Genomic DNA, 26,269 nt, shown 5'->3' on the forward strand with positions numbered 1-26,269 from the left:
ATATACAAAAAGGACAGCTTAAAAAGCTGCCCCATCCTTTACTGCAATACGATTTTTTTAATTCCTTTGATTGGCTCAGATCGGTTGGATCCGTCTTTGAAATAAAGGTGTACGGGGCCATGCTCTTGCAAAGGCTTTCCATTTTCAGCGAACAGTAAAAGCGATTCGGATAAAACATCTGCATCGATCACTTCTTCGCCTTCATCCGTAACCAGTGCCGCTTTTTTTACATCGGCTGCTGGTTCACTGGTATGTAGAAAAGGCTTCAACGGCATGAGAAACGTGCCTTTTAAAATTCTTTGTTTTTCATAACGATTGATGCTTTTGTTGACTGGCGGGTTGATTTTTTGTTGATAGACTTCTCTGTCAAAACGAGTAGACTGGCGCTTCAACTCGTCTTCTTCCGTTGCTTCTGTTGGGTTTTCTTCCCCTTCAAATACTTCTGAGAACGTCTGTTTTCGATCATCGAAGATCCAGACGGTCGGGTCGAGTGTAATTGGGAATTTAACATTTCCTGCTATTTGAACAATCATGGCTGTGGCCACCTTTCGATTAATAAAAAGTCATCCATCCAAAATCATAGCAAAAAATGAATTCGATTTCATTAAAGGAGGCATGATCCATTGATTAAAGATATTACAGAAAGCGTTTTGGAAGATTGGTTAGACAACGTTCGCCCTTATGCATACGACGGACAGGTGGCCAACTATATCCCAGCGTTATCCCGCAGCAATCCGGAAGATCTAGCTGTCGCCATCCATTATATAGATGGAAATGCAGTGGAGGCTGGAGAAACGGAAGTGAGGTTTACGCTTCAAAGCATATCGAAAGTCATCTCACTCGCTTTGGCTCTAATGGATAACGGGGAAAGTTATGTGTTCGACCGTGTAGGTATGGAACCGACGGGGGATCCGTTTCACTCAATTTACCGTCTGGAACAAATTCCCTCGAAACCGCTCAATCCGATGATCAATGCCGGCGCTCTTGCGGTGACCAATATGATTCACGGAGATACGCCTGATGAAAAAGTCGGACGCTTGTTGAGTTTTATTCATGACTTGACCGATGATCATTCCATTGGTTACAACGAAGAAGTAGCTACATCAGAATTTGAATCTGCTTTTCTGAACAGGTCTTTGCTTTTCTACATGAAGCAGCATCAAATTGTTACAGGAAGCGTCGAGGAAACACTTGATGCCTATACGAAACAATGTGCGATTGAAGTAAATGTCTGTCAACTGGCCCGGATTGGAGCGCTGCTTGCGAATGGTGGAAAGGACATCCATTCTGGTCGCAGAATTATTCCGAAGCATCTTGCAAGAATATGTAAAACCTTTATGGTTACATGCGGCATGTATGATGCTTCAGGATCTTTTGCTATTAAAGTAGGGATACCCGCAAAAAGTGGTGTCTCAGGTTCTGTCCTTGCCTCATTGAACGATTTTGGTGGAATCGCGGTTTATGGACCAAGCCTTGATGAAAAAGGGAACAGCGTTGTCGGCTTGAGACTTTTAGAAATTTTGTCCAATCGGTACGATTTATCGATCTTCTAATTGTTCATTCCAATGTTGCATTTTATTGTGTTAAACGATAAGATAAAAAGAAGAAAGACTTGTACATTGGAGGGGATTTTGATGTTGTCTGATGTGGCTGTGGATCATCGAGAAAAAGCCTATGCCCTTCTAAAAGCTGACGCTGATAAAATATTAAGGTTAATAAAAGTACAGATGGACAACTTGACGATGCCTCAGTGTCCACTCTACGAAGAAGTTTTAGATACACAAATGTTTGGATTATCCCGCGAAATTCATTTTGCGGTTCGCTTGAATTTAATCAGCGACGAAGAAGGAAAAGCACTTTTGGATAACCTTGAAAAACAGTTGAACGTTTTGCATGAGGCTGCACAGAAGTCATAAGATAAGAACTCAAATTGCGACGGTATGTTGTGATTTGAGTTTTTTTTATTTTCAGCTTAATACATATTTCTTTGGTTAAGAGGGACGGTTCCCCTGTATGGTTTATTACGAAAATTGTCAGATTTGAAGGAATTTTCGATCCTTGAGTAGAAAGTTAAGTAACAGAACGTACAAATTCCTAAACATAGACAAACAGGGAGTGGAATCATGGCAAATACGAAGAAAATCAATAAAGTACTAGTCGCTAACCGTGGAGAGATCGCTATCCGAGTCTTTCGGGCGTGTACAGAATTAAATATTCGTACGGTCGCCATTTATTCACAGGAAGATACGGGTTCTTATCACCGTTACAAGGCCGATGAGGCTTATTTGATTGGTGAAGGAAAAAAGCCGATTGATGCGTATTTGGATATTGAAGGAATTATTGAAATCGCTAAGAGCGTAGGGGTAGATGCCATACACCCAGGATACGGATTTTTATCTGAAAACATTGAGTTTGCTAGAAGATGTGAAGAAGAAGGTCTTACATTCATCGGGCCGACCAGTGAACATTTGAATATGTTTGGAGACAAGGTGAAAGCGAGACATCAAGCCGTCCAAGCGGAAATCCCCGTTATTCCAGGAAGTGATGGTCCCGTCAGTGGTCTGGAAGAGATTCGTGCATTCGGGGAGAAGCATGGCTACCCTTTGATGATTAAAGCTGCGATGGGCGGCGGTGGCCGGGGAATGCGTGTCGTCAGAAGTGCTACAACTTTGGAAGAATCTTATGACCGTGCCCGATCGGAAGCACGAGCAGCATTCGGTAGTGATGAAGTTTACGTCGAAAAGCTGATCGAACAACCGAAACACATCGAAGTTCAAATCATTGGAGACCGTGAAGGGAACATTGTCCATCTTTATGAAAGGGACTGCTCTGTTCAGCGTAGGCACCAGAAAGTGGTGGAAATTGCCCCAAGTGTCAGCTTGAAAGATGAAGTAAGAGAGGCTATTTGCAATGCTGCCGTCAAGCTCATGGATAACGTGAAATATATCAACGCAGGAACCGTGGAATTTTTAGTGACCGGTGATGATTTTTATTTTATAGAAGTCAACCCTCGTGTGCAGGTCGAGCATACGATCACAGAGATGATTACCGGCGTTGATATTGTACAGACACAAATTCTTGTTGCGGAAGGGTATGACCTGCATGGTGACCGTATTTCCATCCCGAAACAAGAGGACATTGTCACACACGGCTATGCCATACAATCCCGTGTGACGACAGAGGATCCTCTGAACAATTTCATGCCTGACACAGGAAAAATCATGGCCTATCGTTCAGGAGGCGGTTTTGGAGTAAGGCTTGATGCCGGAAACGGATTCCAGGGTGCGGTCATCTCTCCTTACTATGATTCTTTACTGGTTAAACTTTCTACGTGGGCACTCAGCTTTGACCAAGCCGCTCATAAGATGGTCAGAAACTTGAAAGAATTCCGTATCCGGGGGATTAAAACCAACATTCCGTTCTTAGAAAATGTGGTTCAACATAAGCAGTTCCTTTCGGGAGAATATGATACAACGTTTATTGATCGATCTCCAGAGCTCTTTGTTTTTCCAAAGCGAAAAGACCGCGGGACGAAAATGTTGTCGTATATTGCTGACCGAACCATCAATGGTTTCGAAGGATATGGAAATCGCAGGAAACCGAGCTATTCCAAACCGAGAATTCCAATCATTAAGCATTCGGAACCGATCCCGGGTGGAACGAAACAAATACTTAATGAACGAGGTGCTGAAGGTCTTGCCACGTGGTTGAAAGAACGGAATGAAGTGCTGCTCACAGATACAACGTTCCGTGATGCCCACCAGTCGCTGCTCGCTACCCGTGTACGGACGAAGGATCTTGAGAATATTGCGGAACCGACCGCCCGACTTTTACCTGATTTGTTTTCATTAGAAATGTGGGGAGGAGCAACGTTCGATGTCTCGTATCGTTTCTTGAATGAAGATCCATGGGAGCGTTTGTTGAAATTGAGAGCAAAAGCACCGAATGTACTTTTCCAAATGCTCTTAAGAGCTTCCAATGCAGTCGGATATAAAAACTACCCCGACAATCTCATTCGCGAATTTGTTGAAAAAAGTGCCTCCGCCGGCATTGATGTCTTCCGTATTTTCGACAGCCTGAACTGGGTGGAAGGTATGAAGCCTGCTATCCACTCTGTGAGGGAGAGTGGAAAAGTGGCTGAAGCGGCTATGTGTTATACAGGGGACATTCTTGATAGCAGCCGACCGAAATATGATCTCGCCTACTATAAAAAGCTGGCGCTTGAGCTTCAGGATGCAGGAGCACATATCCTGGGCATTAAAGATATGGCCGGCCTCCTCAAACCGGAAGCGGCTTATCAGTTGATCCATACATTGAAGGAAACTGTCTACATCCCAATCCATCTTCATACACACGACACCAGCGGGAATGGGTTGTTCACGTATGCCAAAGCGATTGAAGCCGGTGTTGATGTTGTAGATGTGGCAACGGGTTCAATGGCAGGATTGACCTCTCAGCCAAGTGCCAACAGTCTTTATTATGCCCTTGAAGGTAGTAAGCGGAAACCGAATGTGAATATCTCTGCTTACGAAGAGCTCGGCCATTACTGGGAAGACACGAGGAAATACTACCAGGATTTCGAAAGTGGTATGATGGCCCCGCATACAGAAGTGTATGAACACGAAATGCCGGGAGGCCAATACAGCAATTTACAGCAGCAGGCAAAAGCGGTCGGTTTAGGACACCGCTGGGATGAAGTTAAGTCTATGTACCGCCGTGTGAATGATATGTTCGGAGATATCGTGAAAGTGACTCCTTCTTCCAAAATCGTCGGTGATATGGCCCTTTATATGGTTCAGAATGAATTGAATGAAGATGATATTTATGAAAAAGGCGATTCTCTTGATTTCCCTGATAGTGTCGTTGAATTTTTCCACGGCTATCTCGGGCAGCCTTACGGTGGGTTCCCGGCTGAACTTCAACGGATCATTTTAAAAGGCAGGGAGCCAATCACGGTAAGACCAGGGGAGCTTTTAGAACCAGTCGACTTCAACAACTTGAAAGAAACCCTGTTCCATTCTCTTGATCGTCAAGTCACAAGTTTTGATATGATCAGCTATGCTCTTTATCCAAAAGTGTTCATGGATCATCATAAGTTCAGGGAGCAGTACGGAGATATGTCCGTTCTCGATACTCCGACCTTTTTCTATGGCATGAGACTTGGTGAAGAAATTGAAGTAGATATTGAACAAGGGAAGACCTTGATCGTGAAGCTTGTCTCCGTCGGTGAGCCACAGATCGATGGGACCCGTACCCTATACTTCGAATTGAATGGGCAGCCCCGGGAAGTCGTTGTGAAGGATGAAAACGTGAAAGCGGCTGTTCAGCAGCGTCCGAAAGCAGACAAAGCGAACAGTAAACATATTGGAGCAACGATGCCGGGGACGGTCATTAAAGTGTTATCCAATAAAGGTGAGGAAGTGAAGAAAGGCGATCACCTGATGATAACGGAAGCGATGAAAATGGAAACGACTGTCCAAGCTCCTTTTGATGGAGTCATCAAGGATATTTATGTAGAAAACAACGAAGCCATCCATGTTGGAGATTTACTAATCGAATTTGAATAAAAAAGAGAGGAAGGGTACCAGAACCTTCCTCTCTTTTTTTTACGGTGAATTTCTTGAAGGCATTGATGGAAAGTTAAAAACCTCAGAAACATGGGATCTGAGGTTTTTCATCTGAATTATTTCATGGAACGTTCATATTTGGAACTTCTGGAAGACAGTAACAGAAAGTAGGATAAAACGCCGATGTAAAGAGAAATAATCAGCGCATGCAGCAGAGCCAGACCTAAATGAACATAGGTTATAATGACGAATGCACCTACGAGTACTTGAGCTACCATAAGAATGGAAGCGAACATCCAGCCTTTTTTCATGATGGGGCTGTTCTTGTAATCTTTCAAAGCTTTCAAGGTAAGTAGGACCGTCCATATCAGAACGCCTCCTGCCAGGGCGCGATGTCCCATTTGAATCCATTGAGCTGTTCCGTAGGATGAAAAGTCGAAAGGGGATGCATTCGCACACATCGGCCAGTCCAGGCAAGCCATTGATGAGTAGGTGTGACGGACGAGAGCCCCTGTGTAAACAACGATTAATGTATAGGCTGTTAAAGTATAAATATGAAACCTGAAGTCTTTTCGGATGTATAAAGACCGTGCATCGAATTTCCGATCGATTTCAAATATGATCAACATCAGTAAGAGAACAGCAGCAAAGGACACAAGGGAAATGCCGAAGTGGATAGCCAGTACAAAATCAGACTGTCCCCACTTTACGGCAGCAGCTCCGATCAAACCTTGGGCGAGCAGGAAAAAGAAAGCGAGAAAAGAGAGGAATTTCACCTCACGTATATGACCGATTTTCACCCAGGCCAGTATAGAAAGTCCCAGTACCAGTAAACCAACGCCGCCTGATACAAGGCGGTGGCTCAATTCTATGATTAAAGCAAGGTCAATGTTCGATGGGATCCATTCACCATGACATAAGGGCCAGCTGTTTCCACACCCCATACCTGAGTCAGTTTTAGTGACGAGAGCTCCGCCTAATAAAACGAGCAGCATACCTAATGTCGCAAGTACAGACAACAACTTCAATAATCGCATGGCATGAAGCCACCTCCATTCCGGTCAAAAGAACACGGAGGATATCATACCATTTAACCTCTCTAAAATCACTAAAGTCTTGAAAAAAACTTGCAATATGAGTCAGGTTTTGCTAGAAATAAAAGGGTGTGTTTGATATAGCCACATCCTCACTTTCTCAGGTATTCCCACACACAGCGTTAAAATCGTTGAGAATGGTAGATACTAAGAGTGAGTGGCGTTTCACAAAGTTGTCACAAAAAAATAAAATTGTTGAGTTTAAATAGATAGAACTACGATTACATGATACAATTATTTTGATGTTTCTTGTCATCCTTAAGGATGTAAGAATGGAAATAGCCCTCGGTGAAATCATTGATAAATAATGACTCACAGGTTTTCTTCTTAAGAGGGTGGTAGAAGGAGGAAGATAATACGATGGACAATCCAAGAACAGTCGAATCTGCTTCTACAGAAATGATCCAAACAAAAACCAATGACCATTCTTTGTTAGCTGATATAAAGAGCTTGATCAAAGTCGGTATCATTAATTCTAATTTGATTACTACATTCGCAGGATTTTGGCTGGCTCTCCATTATACTGGTACACTATTTTTTGATCAGTGGGTCACTTTCCTGCTGACGATGCTCGGAACCGCTTTCGTAATTGCCGGCGGATGTATTCTTAACAATTGGTATGACAGAGACATTGACCCGATCATGTCACGGACGAACAATCGTCCGACAGTGACAGGAACGATGTCTTTATCATTGATAAAAACATTGGGGATCAGCGTATCCATTCTCGGATTTGTCACATTGCTCCTCACAACATGGCAAGCGGCCTTGTGGGGCGCATTTGGCTGGTTCGTCTACGTCGTCCTATACACGATGTGGACAAAGAGAAAGTACACGATTAATACAGTGGTTGGAAGCTTCTCAGGAGCTGTACCACCATTGATCGGTTGGGCTGCTGTTGATCCAGGATTGCAATTGGAAGCATTGATTCTGTTTCTCATTATGTTTATTTGGCAGACGCCTCACTTCCTGGCACTCGCCATGAAGAAGAAGGATGAATACAAAGCAGCTGGAATTCCGATGCTCCCTGTTGTGCACGGATTCGAGATGACAAAACGTCAAATCGTCGTTTATGTTGCTTGTCTGCTCCCATTACCGATTTATTTAGCTTCTCTCGGCACGGTCTTTCTCATTACGGCCTACGTGCTCTCTATCGGCTGGTTGGCTTTAGGGATCGCAGGCTTCTTCATGAAAGACGACTACAAGTGGGCGACATGGATGTTCATTTTTTCCTTGAACTATCTGACGATCATGTTCTTTATGATGGTCATCGTCACTTTGCCATTCCCATTTTAAAGAACTGACCTCCTACCAGGAGGTCAGTTTCTAAATAAAAAAAGCATTACAAGAGAAAGAGAGGTATGACGCATGAGAGGTTGGATGGGAAGATTCCGTTCATTATTCTTATTTGGTGCGCTAACCATGCTCCTTACCGGATGTGGTATTGAAAACATCAGTGCACTGAAGCCAAAAGGGTATGGCTCGGAATTATTATTTGATCTTATGTTGATCAGTATTGCGATAATGATTTTCGTTTTCGTAATCGTTATGGCCATTTATGCTTTCGTTCTTCTCCGTTATCGTGAGAAGAAGGGGCAGGAACACATCGTTCCGAAACAAACAGAAGGGAACAAAGCTTTGGAAGTGATTTGGACAGTCATTCCAATTATTTTGCTGCTGGTGCTTGCCATCCCTACTGTACAGGCGACTTTCGACCTCGCTGATCAATCGACGCAAGGAGATGAAGGCGTTTTAACGGTCGATGTTACAGGAAACCAATATTGGTGGCAGTTTGACTATGCGGATCAAGAGATCTCTACTAGTCAGGAAATCTACATCCCTACAAATGAAAGGGTATACTTAAACATGAAAGCCAGTGACGTGATCCACTCCTTCTGGGTACCTGCTATTTCGGGTAAGATGGATACCATCCCTGGTGAAAACATGAACACTATGTACTTAGAAGCTTATGAAGAAGGGGTTTATGAAGGATTTTGTGCTGAACTTTGCGGACCTTCCCACTCCTTGATGTACTTCAAAGTAATCGCTGTCAGCCCTGATAAGTTTGATCAATGGGTAGAAGACATGCAGAATATCGATCCTGAAGAGACAGCATCTGCAAGTGAAGGTAAACAGTTGTTCAACGACAACTGCATGAGTTGTCACGCAATTGGTGGCGCGTCAGCTGGTGTAGGGCCGAACTTAGGGAACTTTGCAAATCGCGAGAAAATTGCAGGAGTCCTTCAGCCATCGAAAGATAACCTTGTCGATTGGATTCTTCATCCAGATGAAGTTAAGCCTGGCAACCAAATGCCAGCACAGCTTGTCGAACCAGGAGAAGCAGAGAAAATCGCTGATTATCTTCTAGAGTTGGATCACTCGGATGTCGGAAAAGATCTTGAAATGCAAAGCGTCGAAGAGTAAGTATTTATGAGTAAGGTTGAAAAGGGAGGTTAAAGCGTGAGTACTGCAGTAGCACAAAAACGTGGGCTCGGCGCTGTGATTTGGGATTACCTGACAACAGTAGACCACAAGAAGATCGCGCATCTTTATTTGGTCTCTGGGGGGCTGTTTTTCCTAATCGGTGGGCTCGAAGCCATGATAATTCGTATCCAGTTGATGAAACCAGACAATGATTTCATTTCTGCTGGACTTTACAATGAAATGATCACAATGCACGGTACAACGATGATTTTCTTAGCGGCGATGCCGCTCATCTTTGCCCTTATGAACGCTGTTGTTCCTTTACAGATCGGGGCAAGGGACGTTGCCTTTCCATTTTTGAACTCCTTAGGATTCTGGTTGTTCTTATTTGGAGGACTTTTACTGAACGTTTCCTGGTTTACAGGTGGTGCACCGGATGCCGGTTGGACCAACTATGCACCATTATCGACGACTTCACCCGGGCACGGGGTAGACTATTACGTCATGGGTCTACAGATATCCGGTGCCGGAACATTAATAGGTGGAATTAACTTCCTTGTAACGATTGTAAACATGAGAGCACCAGGCATGACGTACATGCGTATGCCATTGTTCACATGGTCTGTATTCGTCACAAGTACGTTGATTCTATTCGCTTTCCCAGCTTTGACAGTTGGACTATTCCTTATGATGTTTGACCGTATGTTCGGATCCGCATTCTTTGATGTAGGTCTTGGTGGTAATGCCATCATCTGGGAGCACTTATTCTGGATCTTCGGTCACCCGGAAGTATACATATTGATTCTTCCGTTGTTCGGAGCTTTCAGTGATATCTTCTCAACATTCTCTAAGAAACGTCTTTTCGGTTATTCAGCGATGGTATTTGCGACTGTCCTAATCGGTTTCTTAGGGTTCATGGTTTGGGCCCACCACATGTTCACGGTTGGTATGGGGCCGATTGCTAACTCCATTTTCGCAGTTGCGACAATGGCGATTGCCGTACCTACAGGAATCAAGATCTTCAACTGGTTATTTACGATGTGGGGCGGACAAATTCGTATGACCGCTGCGATGCTATGGTCGATCGCGTTTATCCCTTCATTCACTATCGGTGGAATGACCGGGGTTATGCTGGCTGCCGCCGCAGCTGACTTCCAGTATCATGATACGTATTTTGTAGTCGGACACTTCCACTACGTTATCGTGGGCGGAGTTGCCTTTGGAATATTTGCAGCTCTACACTACTGGTGGCCGAAAATGTTCGGTAAAGTTTTGAATGAGAAGCTGGGTAAACTGGCATTCTGGCCTTTCTTTATCGGTTTCCACTTGACTTTCTTTATCCAGCACTTCCTGGGACTTATGGGGATGCCTCGTCGTTACTGGGTCTTCCTTGAAGGACAGGGACTTGCTACAGGAAACTTAATCAGTACAATTGGGGCATTCTTAATGGCTATCGGTACGATTATTTTCCTAATTAATGTCGTGTACACATCAGTAAAAGAGAAGAAGGCAGATGCAGATCCTTGGGAACATGGACGTACTCTTGAGTGGGCCATTCCATCTCCACCTCCGCACTACAACTTTGTACAGACACCGCTTGTACGTGGGCTTGATCCACTATGGGTAGAGAAGATGGATGGAAAAGAAGGCATGACACCTGCAGAGCCGCTTGGTGACATTCATATGCCTAATGCATCGATCCTGCCGTTCACGATGTCCTTAGGATTGTTCATCGCCGGTTTCGGATTTATCTACCAAATTGATGATCCAATGTGGTTGATCCCTGTGTTCGTAGGTATGGGAATCACCCTTGGTTCTATGTTGATCAGATCCGTTAAAGATGACCTGGGTCATCATATTCATAAAGAAGAGCTTGAAGAAGATATTAAGAAGGGGGCTGGCAAATAATGAGTTCTGAAGATGTACTCAATCCAAAACGTATGCCGCACGATCCGGAAAAAGCCACCCTTGAAGGAAAGAATAAATTTATCGGCTTCTGGTTTTTCCTTGGTGGAGAAACCGTATTGTTCGCCAGTCTATTCGGTACGTACCTTGCTTTGAATGGTTCAACGCAAGGGGAGAACACGCCTGAGCATTTGTTCGGCCTGGAACTCGTATTTATTATGACGATGCTCCTTCTGACAAGCTCATTGACAAGTGTTTATGCGATGTACCACATGAAGAATCATGACTTTAAAAAAATGCAAATGTGGTTGGGAGTTACGGTCCTACTTGGACTCGGATTCTTAGGCATGGAGATTTATGAGTTTTATCACTACATCCATGAATACGGATTCACGTTCCGATCCTCCGCATTTGGATCAGCTTTCTACACGCTTGTTGGTTTCCACGGAGGACACGTCCTCTTTGGATTAAGCTGGATTACAGCGCTTATGATCCGAAACCAGAAGCGTGGTTTGAACCTTTACAACGCGCCGAAGTTTTATATTGCAAGCCTTTACTGGCACTTCATCGACGTTGTATGGGTATTCATCTTTACAGTTGTATATCTTATGGGAAAGGTGGGTTAATCCATGGCAGATCAATCACATTCCAAACCCATTCATCACCGGGAATATGAGAAAAAGCAACACCGTGAAGAAATGAAGCAGCAGGTTCTTACTTTTGCTTTGATGATTTTGTTTACGTTGGTTGCTTTCGGGATGGTTATTATGGAAGTGAATTCTTACTTCATCATTCCGACATTGATTATCCTTGCTGTTGTTCAGGTAGCCTTTCAGCTTTATTACTTTATGCACATGAAGAATAAAGGCCATGATATGGTTGCTGTGATGATGTATGGTGGCGCGGCTGTTGCTGCATTGACCATCATTACGTTCACATCGATTATTTGGTGGTAAGATTATATGATCCAAGAAAAAAGACCGGTCTCCGGTCTTTTTTCTTTATATCGCTAGAGATCTATGACTAAATTATGAACAATACATGAATTCCTTATGTATGCTCGTTTTTTTGGCGATAATTAGGTAAAATGGAGAAGTACAAGTAAAACAATCTGGGGTGAGACACCAATGTGGTTAGAACTTCAAATATTTGGCTTCCGTGCTTTATGGAGCCCGTATTATTTCGTATTCGTTCTGTTATTATCCGCCTTGTATTTCTACATAACAGGACCAGGACGTAAAAAAGGAACGGACCGTCCGAGTGCATTTCAGCAAGTTATGTTCTATAGCGGAATGCTGCTTTTATACATCGTCAAAGGATCTCCTGTAGACTTGCTTGGGCATATCATGTTCACCGCCCACATGACGCAAATGGCCATCTACTATTTGCTGTTTCCGATTCTTGTCATCAAAGGGATTCCTATATGGATATGGGAAAAAGTTTTTGCAGTTAAAGGCTTGAAATCTGTGCTGCATCTTCTTACGAGACCATTGATATCCTTGCTGCTTTTCAATGGCCTGTTTTCTATGTATCACATGCCTGGCGTTTTTGATTACGCAAAATCCAGCGACCTGGCGCACACAGTCATTACAACGATTATTTTGTTCGTCGCATTTTGTATGTGGATTGCTGTCTTTCCTCCACTCGAGCGTTTGGACAGGTTAAGCCCGATTTTAAAAATCGGTTTCATTTTCGCCAATGGTGTGCTGATTACTCCGGCTTGTGGCCTCATCATTTTTGCTGGAGCACCGCTTTATGAAACCTACTCAGAAGCAGGTGCATGGATGCAGGCGATGAGTTTATGCGTACCTGCGGACGTTCTGAACGGTCTTTCATCGAACTTGAGTGGGCCGAACTATTTTACACCTATGCCACTAATTGAGGATCAGCAGTTAGGTGGAATCATCATGAAGATTGCGCAGGAGATAATTTTCGGTGCAATCATCGCTTATATTTTCTTCAGTTGGTTTAATAGGGAAAGAGATACGATTGATCCACTACCAAGTCAAGTACAGACAGAATCTTAGAGAGTTGTTAGAGGGGAAGAGGTGGAAGTATGCCGTTATTGCCGACGCTGAGTACATTCTTCATTGTATTAAGTGCTGTACTCGTCGCTATCGGTTGGGTACTGATTGTAAAAAACAAGAGAAGCTCGCATCGTAAAGTGATGATCGCAGCTGCTATCAGTGCTCTAACTTTTTTCATTATTTATTTAAGCCGCACGATTTTTGTGGGGAACACAAGCTTCGGGGGACCCGATGATGTGAAGATCTATTATACAATCTTCTTGATTTTTCATATCTTACTGGCCACAGTCGGCGCTGTTTTCGGAATAGTGACTTTGACATTCGCTTTCAAACGTAAGATTAAGAAACATCGTAAAATCGGTCCTGTTACGAGTATCATTTGGTTTTGTACAGCAGTGACGGGAGTCGCCGTTTATCTGCTGTTGTACATCATCTATGATGGTGGAACGACAACAAGTATGATCAAAGCGATATTAGGGACATAAAAAACAACGGATCGTTGAATAGCGATCCGTTGTTTTTGGTTTATCTTGGGTTGGTAAAGGGAAAGAGTGTATGGATGCATAAATTTCCATATACATAAAAACAGGAAAGGGATGACCCACTATGGAATTGAAAACAGAGAGATTACAGCTATTCCCGATTACTTTAGACCTTGCACAGACACTCATGAAAAATTCGCTCGCTTTTTATTATAAGTTCCAGCTGCCCTGGAATAAAAACTGGCCCCATGACGGCTTGAAGGCGCTGATGCCCATGTATGCCGAACGCTTGGAGAACGACTCGGATGAATTGGGGTTTGGTCCATGGGTCATGATTGACTCGGCAGGCGAGCATGTGATCGGAGATATTGGATTCAAAGGGAGACCAGATCCTGAAGGCAACGTAGAGATTGGGTACCATGTGGTTGCTTCAGAAAGAAATTACGGTTATGCTTCTGAAGCCGTTCAAACTCTTTGTGAATGGGCTTTTAACCATCCAGAGGTCGAGGGAATTGAAGCGCAGTGTGATAAAGATAATATTCCTTCACAGAAAGTGTTGATTAATAACGGATTTAATCATACGGGAAGAAGTATGGATATCCTCGTGTTTAAGAAAGAGAAAAAGATTCATCAAAAAGAAAATACGATGAATAAAGAATTTTAAAAACCTGAAGCGTCGCTTCAGGTTTTTTTCTTCTTTATAGTTTGTAATTCCAACGAATGATGCCCGCTTCCTTAGCGGAATTAAAAGCAATGACAACGAGCGGACCTAGGATGAATCCGAGGAGTCCGATTAATTGTAAACCTAAATACATGGCAATCAATGTAGCAAGTGGTGATAACCCGATATGTCTTCCCATGACCTTCGGTTCGACGGTCCTTCGGATAGCAAGAAGGACAATGGCCAGCAAACCAAGTTTTGTACCAATCGCAATATCACCGACAATAAGCATATACACAGACCATGGACCAAGGATGACAATGGAACCAATAATAGGTATGAAGTCAATCGCCCATATGATCAACGACATGATTAAGGCGACATCGGGAGCGATCCATAATAAACCGATCAATGATACGACGAATATAACAATACTGACAAGAAATTGTGCTTTTAAAAACCCGAACACGACATAGGAAAGACGTGCGTTCATGAATTTCACTTTTTCCGAAGTCGCTTCTGTGAACTGATCGTGCATCTTATCCCTCAGACGTGGTAGTTCAAGCATGAACAGAAATAAGGCGATTAAATACACGAGAAAACTTACGAGCAGTTCTGGTATTTTAGCAGCTGCAGCGGCTATGTTGGACAGCTGCAGCTTTTCAGAAATGGCCGTGGTCGTCCTGTCGATCGCATTCATCATTTCTGTTGTCACTTTATCTACGAATTCTTTAGGCATGGATTGGGAAAAACTAGCCATGTGTTTTTCCCAATCCAACAGCACATTATTGATTTGATTGATGTACTGGGGCGCATTATCTGCCAATTGCACGATTTGAGTGACGGCACGGGTTACAGCGAATGTTCCTAAGAGTCCAAGAAAGACAAGGAACAATAGGAATACAATCGTAACGGACATTTTCCGATTGATACGGAACTTGAACTGAAAGAACCTTACCGCCGGATTTAAAAATAGTGCTGTAACAAAAGCTAATATCAATGGAATAGAGACAGGTAAGATGAAATACCCTGCAATGATGAGTAAAGCGGAGATTAAAATTAAAATCCACTGTTTTTTTGATAGATATCGGAACAATTTATGTACGCGTCTCCTTTCCCCATAGGCCAATCCTAAATGCAGTCTTTACTTCCTTTTAAAAAAGTCGCTCACCATACAATGATGTGCGACTGTTGTTCATCCGGTAAGCGTGGATGATTAATTATATACGGCGATCGGAATCCGTGGACAGTTCTTCGACTTTCTTAAGAACTTCCTCGTTTTCGTTTTCTTCCGCCCATTTTTTCAGCTTGTCCAGGACCACATGTTCAGGCACTTGACTGTGGTATTTTTTCGCAGGTTCGCTTACTTTGGAAACCAATGATTTTGCTTTGGAAATGATACTGTCGGTAAACCCTTCCTGATGACCATATTCCACACCGTGTGGGTAGTAGTGGCGGCCTAGAAGCGGTTTCATCAAACGGACAACAGCATCTCCCTTATCTATATCCCCTTCAAGGGCAAATCCCTGAATACGGATATAATAAGTGATATTTTTTTCTGGAGCGGGTATTTTATAATCGTATGTGACGCGCTCATAATCCCACGATCCTCCGAGGATGAATCCATTACTTTCCATGATTTCTGTCAATGGCTTATAGTCTACAACCAGACCTTCAATCCCAGTACCTTCTAATTTCATTTGTTCCACCTCGCAATTGTTATGTAACTTACCTCATTTTAGTATGAAAAGGTAATGCTTGCAATTTTGACATGACAAATGTCCTGCCATACGTTTAATATCTGTGATTACGTTCTCATTATACTATAAAAGGAAACCGGATGCATGTAATAAATTCGGTAAAAAGGGGACAATAAACATTGATCATGATTAATGAGGAGGATCTTTCATGAAAAGTGTAAAAGATATCATGACAAGCGATGTCTCCATCTGTCATACGAATGACCAGTTGAGTGACGCAGCTTCTATGATGAAAGAAAAGAATGTCGGAGCTATTCCTGTCTGTGATGATCAAGGAAACCTGATGGGTATGGTAACGGACCGTGACTTGGTTATTCGTGGATATGCAGCGAAAAAACCTGATTCCACACCGATTCAACAAGTGATGAGTGATCGCATGTACAGCTGTACACCGGATTGTTCATTAGAAGAGGCGAGCAGAATCATGGCTGAGCACCAGGTACGTCGTCTACCTGTAGTAGAAAACGGGAAACTGTCCGGTATCCTTTCTCTAGGTGACTTATCGACAGAAGAAATGTCCGACCATGCTGCGGGTGTTGCATTGCAGGATATCTCTGAACGTCCAGAGCTTCACTAATTACAAGGGCCTGCTTCATTGGGAGCAGGCTTTTTTTCTAATGAATGGAATGAATCATCTCTTTCTAATCATAGCCCCCAATCGAGCCGCTTATACATAAAACAAATGGGTCTTTAACGAGGTGTCCGATATGATAAAAAAATCCGTATTCTTATGTTTGGTTATCCTTTTTTCTGTTGGTTTGTTCCTCCTGTTGAATCCTCCTATAGAAAAACAAGTGGTCAAAGAGTTTTCAAAACCTGCCATAGAAACGGTCGGTCAGCCCGAGTCCGGTAATGAAGCGGGATTTTTCTCGTTTCGTGGTTTATCCTCCAGTGCTTTACTGGAGGAAATGGGAGAACCGCTGAGGAAGGATCCCAGTGAATACGGATATGACTGGTGGGTATATGGCTCGGATGAAGAGGTCGAAATGCAGTTCGGTATTCAGGACAGAGAAGTGGTGACAGGGATTTTATTTAAGAAGGATGCGGGGCCCGTTCGTGTCCATGATTCTTATGAAGAGGTCGCTGAGTCTTATCCCTTTGAATCTTCCTATCGTCTGGATAGTGAAGGAGCTTATACCTTGGAGCTGACAGAAAAGGATATCGCAGAAAGACCTGTGATTTCTTTAGGCGATCGCTGGTCAGCTCAGTTATACTTCGACAACGTAACTAAAGACATCTTTGCGATACGGATGTTGAGAAATGATGTTCTTCTCAAACATCAACCTTACAAAATCGTCTATCGAGGCACTCTTCCTTTACAAGAGGTGTTGGACAAGAAAGCATGGAGCAGAATTGAAGATGGCATGGAAGCACAAATCCTATTGATTACGAATGGCGTCCGTGCTATCCATGATGCCAGTCCACTGTTAGAACATGAAGAAGCCTCCTTCGTTGCTTATGGACATAGTCGGGATATGGATCAGAATAACTACTTTTCTCATTATTCGAAAAATGGAGATGGTCTGAAGGAACGGTTGGGTGCAATCTTATATGTGCGAGCGGGTGAGAACATTGCCTCTCAATACGTAGACGCAACCGCAGCGGTCCATGGGTGGCTGAACAGTCCAGGGCACAGAAAAGCTCTTCTTGATCCTCATTACACACACCTTGGTGTCGGCGTTCACGGGCGGTATTATACACAGAATTTCTTGACTGTCCCATGAACGCCCGTTTCTTTTCTGCATAGGCTATACTGTAGTTCTTACAGTGAGGTGTAAAAGGGATGAGTACAAATGAATTGCACCCGAGCGTCCAGCAGTTCAAAGCCTTTGTCAACAAACACCCGAAAGTAAAGGGACAGTTGAGGAAAAATCATAAATTGATCCAAAGTTATTACGAGAAGTATATGATCCTCGGCGAAGATGACCCTTTCTGGGATTCCCTTCCATCTGCGAAAAAGGAAAACTCGACAGCAAAGATGGACTGGATCAAACAGCTGGGTGGTCTCATGGAAGACATCAATTGGGAAGAGGTTTCAAGACAAATTGATGAACTGAATGGAGCAATCGGCCAATTTCAACAGCTGATCACCAACGTCAAAAAAGAGTCAGGGAAGAATCAGAAGGAAATGGAGTACCCTTATTACTAAAAAACAGGGCAGGTGGAAAAGATCTTTCATTTCCATCTGCTTTCCTATTTGATAAGATAGAAGATGGAGGTGGACATGTACTATGCTAGCTACAATGGAGATTGTCGATCTGCTGGACCACTCGGAATCGATTGGGCAGATGGTCATGCATTCAGAGACCATGCAAGAATACCAGGACGCTAAATCAGCTCTTGAGAATGATAAAGAGGCGCAAAGGCTCATTAAAAGCTTTGCAGATATGAAAGAACACTATGAGGATGTGCAGCGTTTCGGACGTTATCATCCCGATTACAATACCATCATGAAGAAAGTCCGCTCCGTAAAAAGAGAGATGGACATGCATGAAACGGTAGCTCACTTTAAAAAAGCTGAACGCAATATCCAGAAACTGCTGGATGAAATCAGCGAAAGTGTAGCTTTCAGTGTAAGTGAGCAAATCAAAGTGCCGAAAAATGGCATGGCCCTTACCGACACAGGTTGCAGTGGCGGATGCGGAAGTGGCGGCAGCTGTGGTTGCGCATCTTAAGGATCAGTAAAACGAATACAGTCGTCGCATAAGTTCCCGCAGCAGAACATTTTACGCTGGGGAACTAAAAAGCGGACGCGATAAACATAGAGCGCCTGATTCTTGCGTACATAGCTCATCGCAAGGGTCAGGCGTTTTCCTTTCATCGCTTTAGATGCACACCACTTTAAAATCTCTTCTATATCTTTTTTTGTCGTCCCTTCTTCCGGTTGAAGATAGACGAAAGGGATTCCCGCGACCTTTTTTAAAACCACCCCATTGATTTTATCCGATTTTTGTAAGAGCTCTTCAAAAACAAGGGATGCCCGTTCATGGTCTGTGAGCATGAACACCAACCTCCTCATTGCCGTAAGCGGGGATATTTGGTAAACTGACGTTAATCTATTATGTTCGATGGGGAGTAGAGTCAAACAATGATCCGAACTAAACGACAAGGACTAATCGTATATTTTCAACATATGAAAAACATCCGACAGATTAAGAAACATGGACATTTGATTCACGCATCTAAAAAAATGAAGTATGCCTTATTGTATGTGAATCAGGAAGATATCGAGTTTAAAATGGAAAAACTTGAACGCTTACCTTTCGTTTCCCGTGTTGTGCCTTCCTATAAACCGGATGTTCGCACAGAATATGAAGGAGCGAAGCCGGACAAAGCCAAACAGTACGATTATAAGATGGGTATCTGACTTCACAAAAAAAGCGTCCGCTCTAAAGCGGACGCTTTTTTTGATTGTGTAAAGTACAGGGAGAACCTGTTTTAGCTTAGTGGTGCAATGAATTTATTCATTCGTAGAATTCCAATTAAATGCTGATAAAAAAGTTCGGTCTCAGGAAAAAGGTTGGAAGGTTTAATAGTGAATTCTGCGATTTCCTTTCCTGCCTGCTCGACCATATCTTTATACATCTCAAAGCGTTGATTCGGCTTTTCGTGCGGGTTGGGGATGCCTTCCCTGCAAATATAAATCGGCTGGAATTTATCATGATGCGCAGGTTTCATCACTAAAGATAAGGAAGCGACCGGTTCGCCGTTTTTTTCACTGTAAAAAGCGATGGCATGCTGGATCCGTTCAGGCATTCGCGTCCCAAGGTCGATGAGTTCATAAATATCCGCATAGCCTTCGCCAAGTTCAATAAATTTTTGTATCATAGATATGTACATCCTTTCTAATCAGTTGTGATATTCATTGATTACTAGTTATTCAAGTATATGACAGGAGCGTTGAAGACTCAGTTTCGAGATGTTTTTCGGGGTTCGTTGCTGTATTGGGCGTAAGAGGTGGTTGGAAAGCGAGCTATTCCCCGCAGCCCCCACTCCACTCAACAAAAGTATCGAAACTGAGTCTTCTACAATTGGGAGCTTATCTGCAATAAACATTGAGATATAAGAGAGTAGTCTATTAAACAATCAAATTAAAGGTAGCACGAAAGCTTGTGCATGTAAATTGGAAAAGGAGGGGAGAAGGGTGAAGCTCTTATGGATTCCGCTTACTTTACTTCTCAGTGTGTCCACCCTCATGCTCCTTTATCATTGGGACCGAGCAGAAGCGGGTAACAAAGACGGCAATAGACCATCAAATTTGGACGTTACCATGACAGTCAAGGAGAATAAGCTTCAGTTTGGCTATACATATGAACATTTAAAGGCAGGGATCTACACGCTCGAGACACCGGAAAAAGCAACAGCAATTGCGTGTTCGCAACAAGGAGGCACATGCCGTATTACGAACCAAGAAAATCCAGAAATGATCTTAGAGGAGGAAGGGAGAGTTCTTGTTGGTTATACAATGCCGATGCCTGAGAATGAGGTTATCAACGACTGGATGTTAGTTTTGAAAAAAGAGGGCCGTGTGAGGCAGCTTCCCTTTTCATTGACCATTCAGGATTTTGATGCCATGAAAAAAACATGGCTTGTACCTGCCGAAAAGAAAAGTGATATTCAGATTGAGAACCTTCGCTATTTCAAGTTCTCTTCCATGGACGAATCATTGCCTCTCACAAGAAAAGCTGGAGTCTCCTCATGGAAGGAAGAAGACAGTATAGTTACATATAAAACAGGGACAGAGCTTTCTGCCGAAGTCAAACAGGAGTTGCGAAATTTTCTGGCGTTGACTGGACCCATTTTAATTCAGCTTGATCAGTCCGCTACTAAAGTATCCGAGAAACTTATGGAGGTTGAAGGAAGAGATGTTAAGGGGATGCGAATGGAATACGTATTGGAACATTTGAGAAAAGTCAACGCAGAGGAAAATCCTTGGGAGATAAAGATTCTAAAAGATGTATTTACAAAAAAGAAAACAAAAATGGCGAAGGAAATAGACGCATCGCTGTCGGATGAAGAGCTGGAGGAGTGGGAAATACGGCTGCTTCAAGCTGAAAATATAGATGATTTAGGAGTATTTCTTGATGAAGAACTATCCGTTGTATTTGGAACAGATATCTCCTATTTCCAAAACTATAAGGCGCCTACAAAAGATAAACTGCACTACGCAGAAGCACAGCGTGTCTTTGAGGAGGATCAGTTAGTCACTGACCACTTCATTCATTATCATGGCTCACCATATCTTTCGTTAACTGATATCAGTCGTAGTATGGGTTTTGAACTTACGGAAATAGAACAAAGATCGGTTTATCGTGTAGAAGTTCCCGGAAAAGAGTATGTATTTTATGTCGGTCAACCGACGTTTGTCGTCAATAAAGAGAGCTTCGGGATGGGGGAGGATTTATTAATCATGGTAGAAAATACTCCATATATAAAATGGCAGGACCTTCAGGAGTTATTTGATATGAACCTCACGACCCGTAGGAAATAATCGCAAAAAAATAGGGTCGCCCATCACGGGCGACCCTGCTTTTCTGTATCATCAGAGATGAAACAAAAAAGTAAAGGGAGAGGAGAAACCGGAGGAAGAGCTTATGGGGATGTAAGCCTTCTCCGTTTTCAGAAGCAGTATCATCCGCTTCAAGTGCTAGTATGTACGTTGCTGAACCACCTTATTCATTGAATTAAAAAAAATGTTCGAGAAACCAGGTTGGCGTGTTCTGCAAGCGCATTTCCACACCCTTTCAATCCGGTTCCAGTGCCCAGACACTCGAGACATAAGCAATTCTGCTCTGTGGGAAAGAGCCCCACTACGCAGCTTTGCTTATGCTTGTCGTGTCTACCGGGGCACTTCCACACCCTATCCCATCCAGCTCCAGTGCCTAGCCCCCCTCGAGGTCTTAAGCTTGTCGGGGCTGCCCAAGGCACTTCCGCTTTAGACAATCCGGTTCCGAGGGGCAGACCTTCGCGACACCCTATACTTCCCTGCAGTGTTTGTTTTGTGGTAGGATTATGGGGAATGATGACAAGTGAGGTGTACAGGATGCGAGTGATTGCTGGTGAATTTAAGGGACGTCCATTGAAATCTGTCCCTACGCATAAAACCAGACCGACGACAGATAAGGTGAAGGAAGCGGTTTTTCATGGAATTGGACCTTTTTTCGAGGGCGGTAAAGCGCTGGATCTGTTTGCTGGAAGCGGTGGGCTTGGAATCGAAGCTTTAAGTCGTGGTGTGGAATCGTGTGTGTTCGTCGATCAACAGCAAAAAGCGATTCAGACCATTTATGAAAATATAAAAACGCTTGATATCAATGAGCGGACAGAAGTTTTCAAAACCGATGCTATGCGAGCCATCAAGGCAGCTGGGAAACGGGGATTGACATTTGATTATATTTTCCTGGATCCACCCTATAAGAAGTTCTCATATAAGGACTTAATGGAAGCGCTTTTAGAATTTGACTTGGTGGGAGAACAGGCGATCATCGTTTGTGAACACGATGCTTCAGAAGTAATCCCAGAAGAAGTAGGGCGTATGAAGCGTATGAAAACTGATCATTATGGGAGTAATATCGGTGTATCGATTTTTGAGTAAGGAGAGAAGGGTATGACACGTATTGCGATTTGCCCGGGAAGTTTTGATCCCGTTACATATGGACATTTGGATATTATCCGAAGAGGGGCCAAAGTCTTCGATCACGTCATCGTAGCGGTCTTTAACAATCAGAGTAAAGCTCCTCTATTTGATGTGAACGAACGTACGAAATTATTGGAAGAAGTAACAAAAGACATGGACAATGTTTCCGTGGATGCCTGCAGTGGGCTCCTGATGGATTATGCTGAGGAAAAAGGGGCTCATGCCATCATTCGAGGTTTGAGAGCTGTGAGTGATTTTGAATATGAAATGCAGATCACGTCCATGAACAGGAAGCTGAATGAGGATATTGAAACGTTTTTCGTGATGACGAACAATCAGTACTCTTTCTTGAGTTCAAGCATCGTCAAAGAGGTAGCCAAATACCGGGCCAATATCAGTGACCTAGTTCCACCGCCTGTAGAAAAGGCTCTATCAGAGAAATTTTAAGAAGAAGTAAAACGATCTCTACGGATTACACACGTAGGGATCGTTTTTTGGTTTTCCGCTCACTATTCCATTTTACTGCGATCATCAGCATGATCATGAGCAGTGTGATCGGTGGTCCATAATGATTGAAAAATTCGAGAATGGGTGTGGTGAAGTTCTCGTTCGGGTTCCAGATCGGCATGCTTTGTTGCTGAAAGGGACGGTAGATGAAATACAGCACATAAATCAGCCCAGCGGCAACAATCCCATGAGCAATCCTTGCTAATGCATAGGGTTTGAAGCGAATATCGGTTTCTGCGAGAATGCTTGCGATTTGAGCCTGGATTGAAAATCCATGAAAACCGAGAATGAAGCTTACGATCAAAAGCTGGGCGAGCAATGGTTCATGTGTTTCGGTAATCGCGCCAATGCCGGTTGTTAATTCCAACATGCCAGCTGTAAAAGGAACATGGAAGGTTTCCGGCAATCCTGTATAGAAGAGCAGGTGCGAAAATATATGAATAGCTCCTGTTTGTTTTAACAATTCCGTGAGTACGGAAAAAAGCATGATAAATCCACCAACCATTAGAAGCGTGTCTACAGATCGAGTGACCGCATCCCCCATCAATTTCCCCAGTGTTCGGCCATCCTCTAAGCGGGATTGGTGCATCTTACTGAAGGCATCTTTCCATGAAGCAGAAGCCCGGTCCATGCTTCTTTCCTGATCATTTCTTTTATAATAACGCATGCCGATGCCCACTAAAAAATTCCCTCCATAATGGGCGATGGCAATGATGACACCTAGGCTGGCATCGTGGAAGAATCCTACAGCAATCGCCCCGAAAATGAAAAGCGGACTGGAAGCGTTTGTGAATGCAACAAGTCTTTCAGCTTCAGCGCGGGTCACTTGTCCTTTTTTTCGCAGGTCTGCTGTCCATTTCGCTCCAGACGGATAGCCGCTTGCCATTCCCATTACCCAGACGAATCCACCACATCCGGGTACATTAAACAAGGGTCTCATAAACCGTTCACTAAGAGCCCCGAGCCCATGGACCACACCGAATCCGATTAAAAATTCTGCCGTGATAAAAAAAGGTAAGAGAGAAGGGAAGACAATTTCCCACCAAAGATCAAGGCCCCGCAGACTGGCGGATAAGGCATCACGTGGATATAGAATCAAGGAAATCGCAAGCGCTGTAGCGAGGAGCGTCAATGCGACGGTTTTCAATTTGGAAATCGAGAACGCCTCCTTAGAGATGGCTGTTTTCTGTACTTCTCATCATAGGAATAGTAGAATGGGTATAGATTTCGACGCGTAATCACAGGTTGTCTTATTCCATGTGTACGCTCATAAGGGAATGGTTTATTCCATAAAATAAACCACATGTATGAAGGAGGAATGACGAGTGGCGAGACCAAAGATCGGATTGGCTTTAGGTTCTGGAGGGGCGCGGGGTTTTGCCCACTTGGGTGTTCTAAAGGTCCTTCGTGAACATGATATTCCCGTTGATTTCATCGCAGGAAGCAGTATGGGGGCGCTCGTCGGCTCTTTTTTTGCTGCCGGACAAAGAATTGAAGATATGTATAAACTCGCCTTTACGTTCAAACGAAAGTATTATTTGGATTTCACCGTTCCCAAAATGGGATTTGTGGCAGGGAAAAGAATTAAAGAATACATCAGACTTTTCACATTCGGTAAGAACATCGAGGATTTTCAAACACCGATGTCCATAGTCGCAACGGACTTGTATGCCGGAGAGAAAAAAATCTTTACGACAGGTCCTGCCAGTGAAGCGGTCAGAGCCAGCATTGCGATTCCGGGGATTTTTGTCCCTGAAAAAATTAATGATCGTCTTTATATTGATGGAGGGGTCATTGACCGTGTTCCTGTCTCTGTAGTGAAAGATATGGGGGCAGCATTTATTATTGCTGTGGATTGTGCGCATTTTGATTCCGATCCAAACATCAATTCCATCTATGATGTCATCACGCAGAGTATTGATATTATGCAGGATGAATTAGTCACAGCGATCGGCGTATCCTCTGATGCTGATGTGATGATTAAACCGGATGTATCCAAGTTCAGCTCCCGGGCTTTCACCAAAATCCAGGAAATCGTAGAGGCGGGGGAGAAAGCAGCGGAAGAAGTCATAGAAGAAATAAAGAAGAAGCTCGCTGCGTGGAAGGAGCCAAATGACGAATGAAAGCAAATCGTAAACTGATTATCACCGGAATCATAACCGTACTTATCGTGGCATTCCTGGGGGCCTTCCGCCTCCCTTATTATATTTATAAGCCGGGAACAGCGGATGCGCTGAATGACATTGTCAAAGTCGATGGCGGCTTCGACAGTGAAGGGGACATGCACCTTGTCACCGTTCGTGGTGGACAAGCGACACCTGTTCAATGGGTCCTTGCAAAGGTCCGTCCATTCCATCAAATTTACCCGTTAGAAGACATTCGTCCGGAAGGGGTGTCGGAGGAAGAGTACTTTCATGCGCAACTGCAAATGATGGAATCTTCTCAGGAAGCTTCCAAAGTCGTCGCCTATCAAGCAGCCGGCAAAGAAATTGACATCAACTACGAAGGGGTTTATGTCATGAATGTAATCGAAGGGATGCCGGCTGAAGAGATTTTAGAAACCGGCGACCAGATTGTGAAGGTCGACGGCGAGGACATTCAAGAAACGAGCGACCTGATCGACTATGTGAGCAACAAGGGCGAAGGGGAGTCTGTAATGCTCACCATTGTGAGAGATGAGGAAACAATCGATCGGGAGCTTGAACTTGCCCCTTTCCCTGACAATCCTGATAAAGTCGGTGTCGGTATTTCACTTGTGACCGATCGAACGGTGGATGTGAAACCAGAAGTCAAGGTCAAAAGTGGTGAAATCGGTGGTCCAAGTGCAGGGCTGATGTTCTCCCTGGAAATTTACGATCAATTGACAGAACTTGATATCACCAAAGGTTATGAAATAGCAGGTACCGGAGAAATCAACTATGAAGGCCAGGTAGGCAGAATCGGGGGCATTGATAAAAAAGTGGTCGCCGCTTCTGATCATGGGGCTGAAGTTTTCTTTGCTCCAAATGAAGAGGGAAGAGAAGGGTCGAATTATCAGATCGCCAAAGAAACAGCGGAGCAAATAGATACAGATATGAAAGTTGTCCCAGTGGATACATTCCAGGATGCTATAGATTATCTCCAAAACTTAGAACCGAAGAAGGAAGCATAAAGAAAACAGCCGTTCCCATGGAGGAGCGGCTGTTTTTTTATTATTCTATGGAGAAGT

Annotated in this window: 28 protein-coding genes; 21 read left to right on the forward strand and 7 right to left on the reverse strand. The window is 43.6% G+C overall.

Annotated features, from left to right (window positions below; genetic code table 11):
- Positions 1-38: 38 nt before the first annotated feature.
- Positions 39-533, reverse strand: a complete 495-nt coding sequence (locus GLW00_RS08190; RefSeq protein ID WP_160912972.1) for a hypothetical protein — start codon at positions 531-533, stop codon at positions 39-41.
- 90 nt (positions 534-623) lie between these two features.
- Between GLW00_RS08190 and glsA the strand changes: the two genes are divergently transcribed.
- The 3 genes from glsA (at position 624) to pyc (ending at position 5,567) form a co-directional block, all read left to right on the forward strand.
- The gene (glsA, locus tag GLW00_RS08195; RefSeq protein WP_160912974.1) at positions 624-1,553 is read left to right on the forward strand and encodes a glutaminase A; all 930 of its coding nucleotides are present in this window, start codon (positions 624-626) and stop codon (positions 1,551-1,553) included.
- An 81-nt stretch (positions 1,554-1,634) separates the two neighbouring features.
- The gene (locus GLW00_RS08200; protein ID WP_075036512.1) at positions 1,635-1,916 is read left to right on the forward strand and encodes an Fpa/YlaN family protein; all 282 of its coding nucleotides are present in this window, start codon (positions 1,635-1,637) and stop codon (positions 1,914-1,916) included.
- A gap of 207 nt (positions 1,917-2,123) precedes the next feature.
- Positions 2,124-5,567, forward strand: coding sequence for a pyruvate carboxylase (gene pyc, locus GLW00_RS08205; RefSeq protein ID WP_160912976.1), 3,444 nt, complete (start codon positions 2,124-2,126; stop codon positions 5,565-5,567).
- A 116-nt stretch (positions 5,568-5,683) separates the two neighbouring features.
- Here the strand turns inward: pyc and GLW00_RS08210 are convergent, their stop codons facing one another.
- Positions 5,684-6,604: a COX15/CtaA family protein gene (locus tag GLW00_RS08210; protein WP_160912978.1), complete on the reverse strand. Its 921-nt coding sequence runs from the start codon at positions 6,602-6,604 to the stop codon at positions 5,684-5,686.
- Between the two features lie 417 nt (positions 6,605-7,021).
- Between GLW00_RS08210 and cyoE the strand changes: the two genes are divergently transcribed.
- From cyoE to GLW00_RS08250, 8 genes are all read left to right on the forward strand, one after another.
- Positions 7,022-7,957, forward strand: a complete 936-nt coding sequence (gene cyoE, locus GLW00_RS08215; RefSeq protein ID WP_160912980.1) for a heme o synthase — start codon at positions 7,022-7,024, stop codon at positions 7,955-7,957.
- 72 nt (positions 7,958-8,029) lie between these two features.
- Positions 8,030-9,085, forward strand: a complete 1,056-nt coding sequence (gene coxB, locus GLW00_RS08220) for a cytochrome c oxidase subunit II (RefSeq protein WP_160912982.1) — start codon at positions 8,030-8,032, stop codon at positions 9,083-9,085.
- A gap of 36 nt (positions 9,086-9,121) precedes the next feature.
- On the forward strand, positions 9,122-10,993 hold the full coding sequence (gene ctaD / locus GLW00_RS08225; RefSeq protein WP_160912984.1) for a cytochrome c oxidase subunit I: 1,872 nt from the start codon (positions 9,122-9,124) through the stop codon (positions 10,991-10,993).
- The gene (locus GLW00_RS08230) at positions 10,993-11,616 is read left to right on the forward strand and encodes a cytochrome (ubi)quinol oxidase subunit III (protein WP_160912986.1); all 624 of its coding nucleotides are present in this window, start codon (positions 10,993-10,995) and stop codon (positions 11,614-11,616) included. The genes ctaD and GLW00_RS08230 overlap by 1 nt, the downstream gene beginning before the upstream one ends.
- 3 nt (positions 11,617-11,619) lie before the next feature.
- Positions 11,620-11,946 (forward strand): cytochrome c oxidase subunit IVB, encoded by a 327-nt coding sequence (gene ctaF / locus GLW00_RS08235; protein WP_160912988.1) that lies wholly within the window; start codon positions 11,620-11,622, stop codon positions 11,944-11,946.
- A 171-nt stretch (positions 11,947-12,117) separates the two neighbouring features.
- A complete protein-coding gene (gene ctaG / locus GLW00_RS08240) occupies positions 12,118-13,017 on the forward strand; it encodes a cytochrome c oxidase assembly factor CtaG (protein WP_160912990.1) in 900 nt (299 codons plus the stop codon).
- Positions 13,018-13,046: 29 nt separating this feature from the next.
- Positions 13,047-13,502 (forward strand): DUF420 domain-containing protein, encoded by a 456-nt coding sequence (locus GLW00_RS08245; RefSeq protein WP_160912992.1) that lies wholly within the window; start codon positions 13,047-13,049, stop codon positions 13,500-13,502.
- A gap of 121 nt (positions 13,503-13,623) precedes the next feature.
- Positions 13,624-14,163 carry a GNAT family N-acetyltransferase gene (locus tag GLW00_RS08250; RefSeq protein WP_160912994.1) on the forward strand — a complete coding sequence of 180 codons (540 nt, stop codon included), beginning with the start codon at positions 13,624-13,626 and terminating at the stop codon, positions 14,161-14,163.
- A 34-nt stretch (positions 14,164-14,197) separates the two neighbouring features.
- On the opposite strand, the gene ytvI is transcribed toward GLW00_RS08250, so the two are convergent.
- Complete coding sequence (gene ytvI / locus GLW00_RS08255) at positions 14,198-15,256, reverse strand: sporulation integral membrane protein YtvI (RefSeq protein ID WP_160912996.1); 1,059 nt, start codon at positions 15,254-15,256, stop codon at positions 14,198-14,200.
- Between the two features lie 124 nt (positions 15,257-15,380).
- The gene (locus tag GLW00_RS08260) at positions 15,381-15,860 is read right to left on the reverse strand and encodes a YugN family protein (RefSeq protein ID WP_160912998.1); all 480 of its coding nucleotides are present in this window, start codon (positions 15,858-15,860) and stop codon (positions 15,381-15,383) included.
- Positions 15,861-16,068: 208 nt separating this feature from the next.
- On the opposite strand from GLW00_RS08260, the gene GLW00_RS08265 reads away from it, so the two are divergent.
- The 4 genes from GLW00_RS08265 (at position 16,069) to GLW00_RS08280 (ending at position 18,595) form a co-directional block, all read left to right on the forward strand.
- Positions 16,069-16,497, forward strand: coding sequence for a CBS domain-containing protein (locus GLW00_RS08265; protein WP_160912999.1), 429 nt, complete (start codon positions 16,069-16,071; stop codon positions 16,495-16,497).
- 130 nt (positions 16,498-16,627) lie between these two features.
- Positions 16,628-17,644, forward strand: a complete 1,017-nt coding sequence (locus GLW00_RS08270) for a CAP domain-containing protein (RefSeq protein WP_160913000.1) — start codon at positions 16,628-16,630, stop codon at positions 17,642-17,644.
- Positions 17,645-17,703: 59 nt separating this feature from the next.
- A complete protein-coding gene (gene ylbD / locus GLW00_RS08275) occupies positions 17,704-18,069 on the forward strand; it encodes a spore coat protein YlbD (RefSeq protein WP_160913001.1) in 366 nt (121 codons plus the stop codon).
- Between the two features lie 82 nt (positions 18,070-18,151).
- Complete coding sequence (locus GLW00_RS08280; protein ID WP_160913002.1) at positions 18,152-18,595, forward strand: YlbF/YmcA family competence regulator; 444 nt, start codon at positions 18,152-18,154, stop codon at positions 18,593-18,595.
- On the opposite strand, the gene GLW00_RS08285 is transcribed toward GLW00_RS08280, so the two are convergent.
- Complete coding sequence (locus GLW00_RS08285; RefSeq protein ID WP_160913003.1) at positions 18,592-18,921, reverse strand: hypothetical protein; 330 nt, start codon at positions 18,919-18,921, stop codon at positions 18,592-18,594. The two genes, GLW00_RS08280 and GLW00_RS08285, sit on opposite strands and share 4 nt — an antisense overlap.
- 87 nt (positions 18,922-19,008) lie before the next feature.
- Between GLW00_RS08285 and GLW00_RS08290 the strand changes: the two genes are divergently transcribed.
- The gene (locus tag GLW00_RS08290; RefSeq protein WP_202412414.1) at positions 19,009-19,287 is read left to right on the forward strand and encodes a YlbG family protein; all 279 of its coding nucleotides are present in this window, start codon (positions 19,009-19,011) and stop codon (positions 19,285-19,287) included.
- A 71-nt stretch (positions 19,288-19,358) separates the two neighbouring features.
- Here GLW00_RS08290 and GLW00_RS08295 read toward each other — a convergent pair whose 3' ends face one another.
- Positions 19,359-19,748 (reverse strand): DUF7147 family protein, encoded by a 390-nt coding sequence (locus GLW00_RS08295; protein ID WP_160913005.1) that lies wholly within the window; start codon positions 19,746-19,748, stop codon positions 19,359-19,361.
- Between the two features lie 316 nt (positions 19,749-20,064).
- Between GLW00_RS08295 and GLW00_RS08300 the strand changes: the two genes are divergently transcribed.
- From GLW00_RS08300 to coaD, 3 genes are all read left to right on the forward strand, one after another.
- Positions 20,065-21,411 (forward strand): hypothetical protein, encoded by a 1,347-nt coding sequence (locus tag GLW00_RS08300; protein WP_160913007.1) that lies wholly within the window; start codon positions 20,065-20,067, stop codon positions 21,409-21,411.
- Positions 21,412-21,963: 552 nt separating this feature from the next.
- Complete coding sequence (gene rsmD / locus GLW00_RS08305; RefSeq protein WP_237417479.1) at positions 21,964-22,512, forward strand: 16S rRNA (guanine(966)-N(2))-methyltransferase RsmD; 549 nt, start codon at positions 21,964-21,966, stop codon at positions 22,510-22,512.
- A 12-nt stretch (positions 22,513-22,524) separates the two neighbouring features.
- Positions 22,525-23,001 carry a pantetheine-phosphate adenylyltransferase gene (gene coaD / locus GLW00_RS08310; protein ID WP_160913009.1) on the forward strand — a complete coding sequence of 159 codons (477 nt, stop codon included), beginning with the start codon at positions 22,525-22,527 and terminating at the stop codon, positions 22,999-23,001.
- A gap of 25 nt (positions 23,002-23,026) precedes the next feature.
- On the opposite strand, the gene spoVV is transcribed toward coaD, so the two are convergent.
- Positions 23,027-24,208 carry a dipicolinic acid transporter SpoVV gene (spoVV, locus tag GLW00_RS08315; RefSeq protein ID WP_160913011.1) on the reverse strand — a complete coding sequence of 394 codons (1,182 nt, stop codon included), beginning with the start codon at positions 24,206-24,208 and terminating at the stop codon, positions 23,027-23,029.
- Positions 24,209-24,386: 178 nt separating this feature from the next.
- Between spoVV and GLW00_RS08320 the strand changes: the two genes are divergently transcribed.
- Both GLW00_RS08320 and GLW00_RS08325 read left to right on the forward strand, forming a co-directional pair.
- A complete protein-coding gene (locus tag GLW00_RS08320; RefSeq protein ID WP_160913013.1) occupies positions 24,387-25,184 on the forward strand; it encodes a patatin-like phospholipase family protein in 798 nt (265 codons plus the stop codon).
- On the forward strand, positions 25,181-26,212 hold the full coding sequence (locus tag GLW00_RS08325) for a SepM family pheromone-processing serine protease (RefSeq protein WP_160913015.1): 1,032 nt from the start codon (positions 25,181-25,183) through the stop codon (positions 26,210-26,212). The genes GLW00_RS08320 and GLW00_RS08325 overlap by 4 nt, the downstream gene beginning before the upstream one ends.
- The last annotated feature ends 57 nt before the right edge of the window (positions 26,213-26,269 follow it).

This window comes from Halobacillus litoralis (assembly GCF_009856445.1).
GTDB lineage: Bacteria > Bacillota > Bacilli > Bacillales > Halobacillaceae > Halobacillus > Halobacillus litoralis.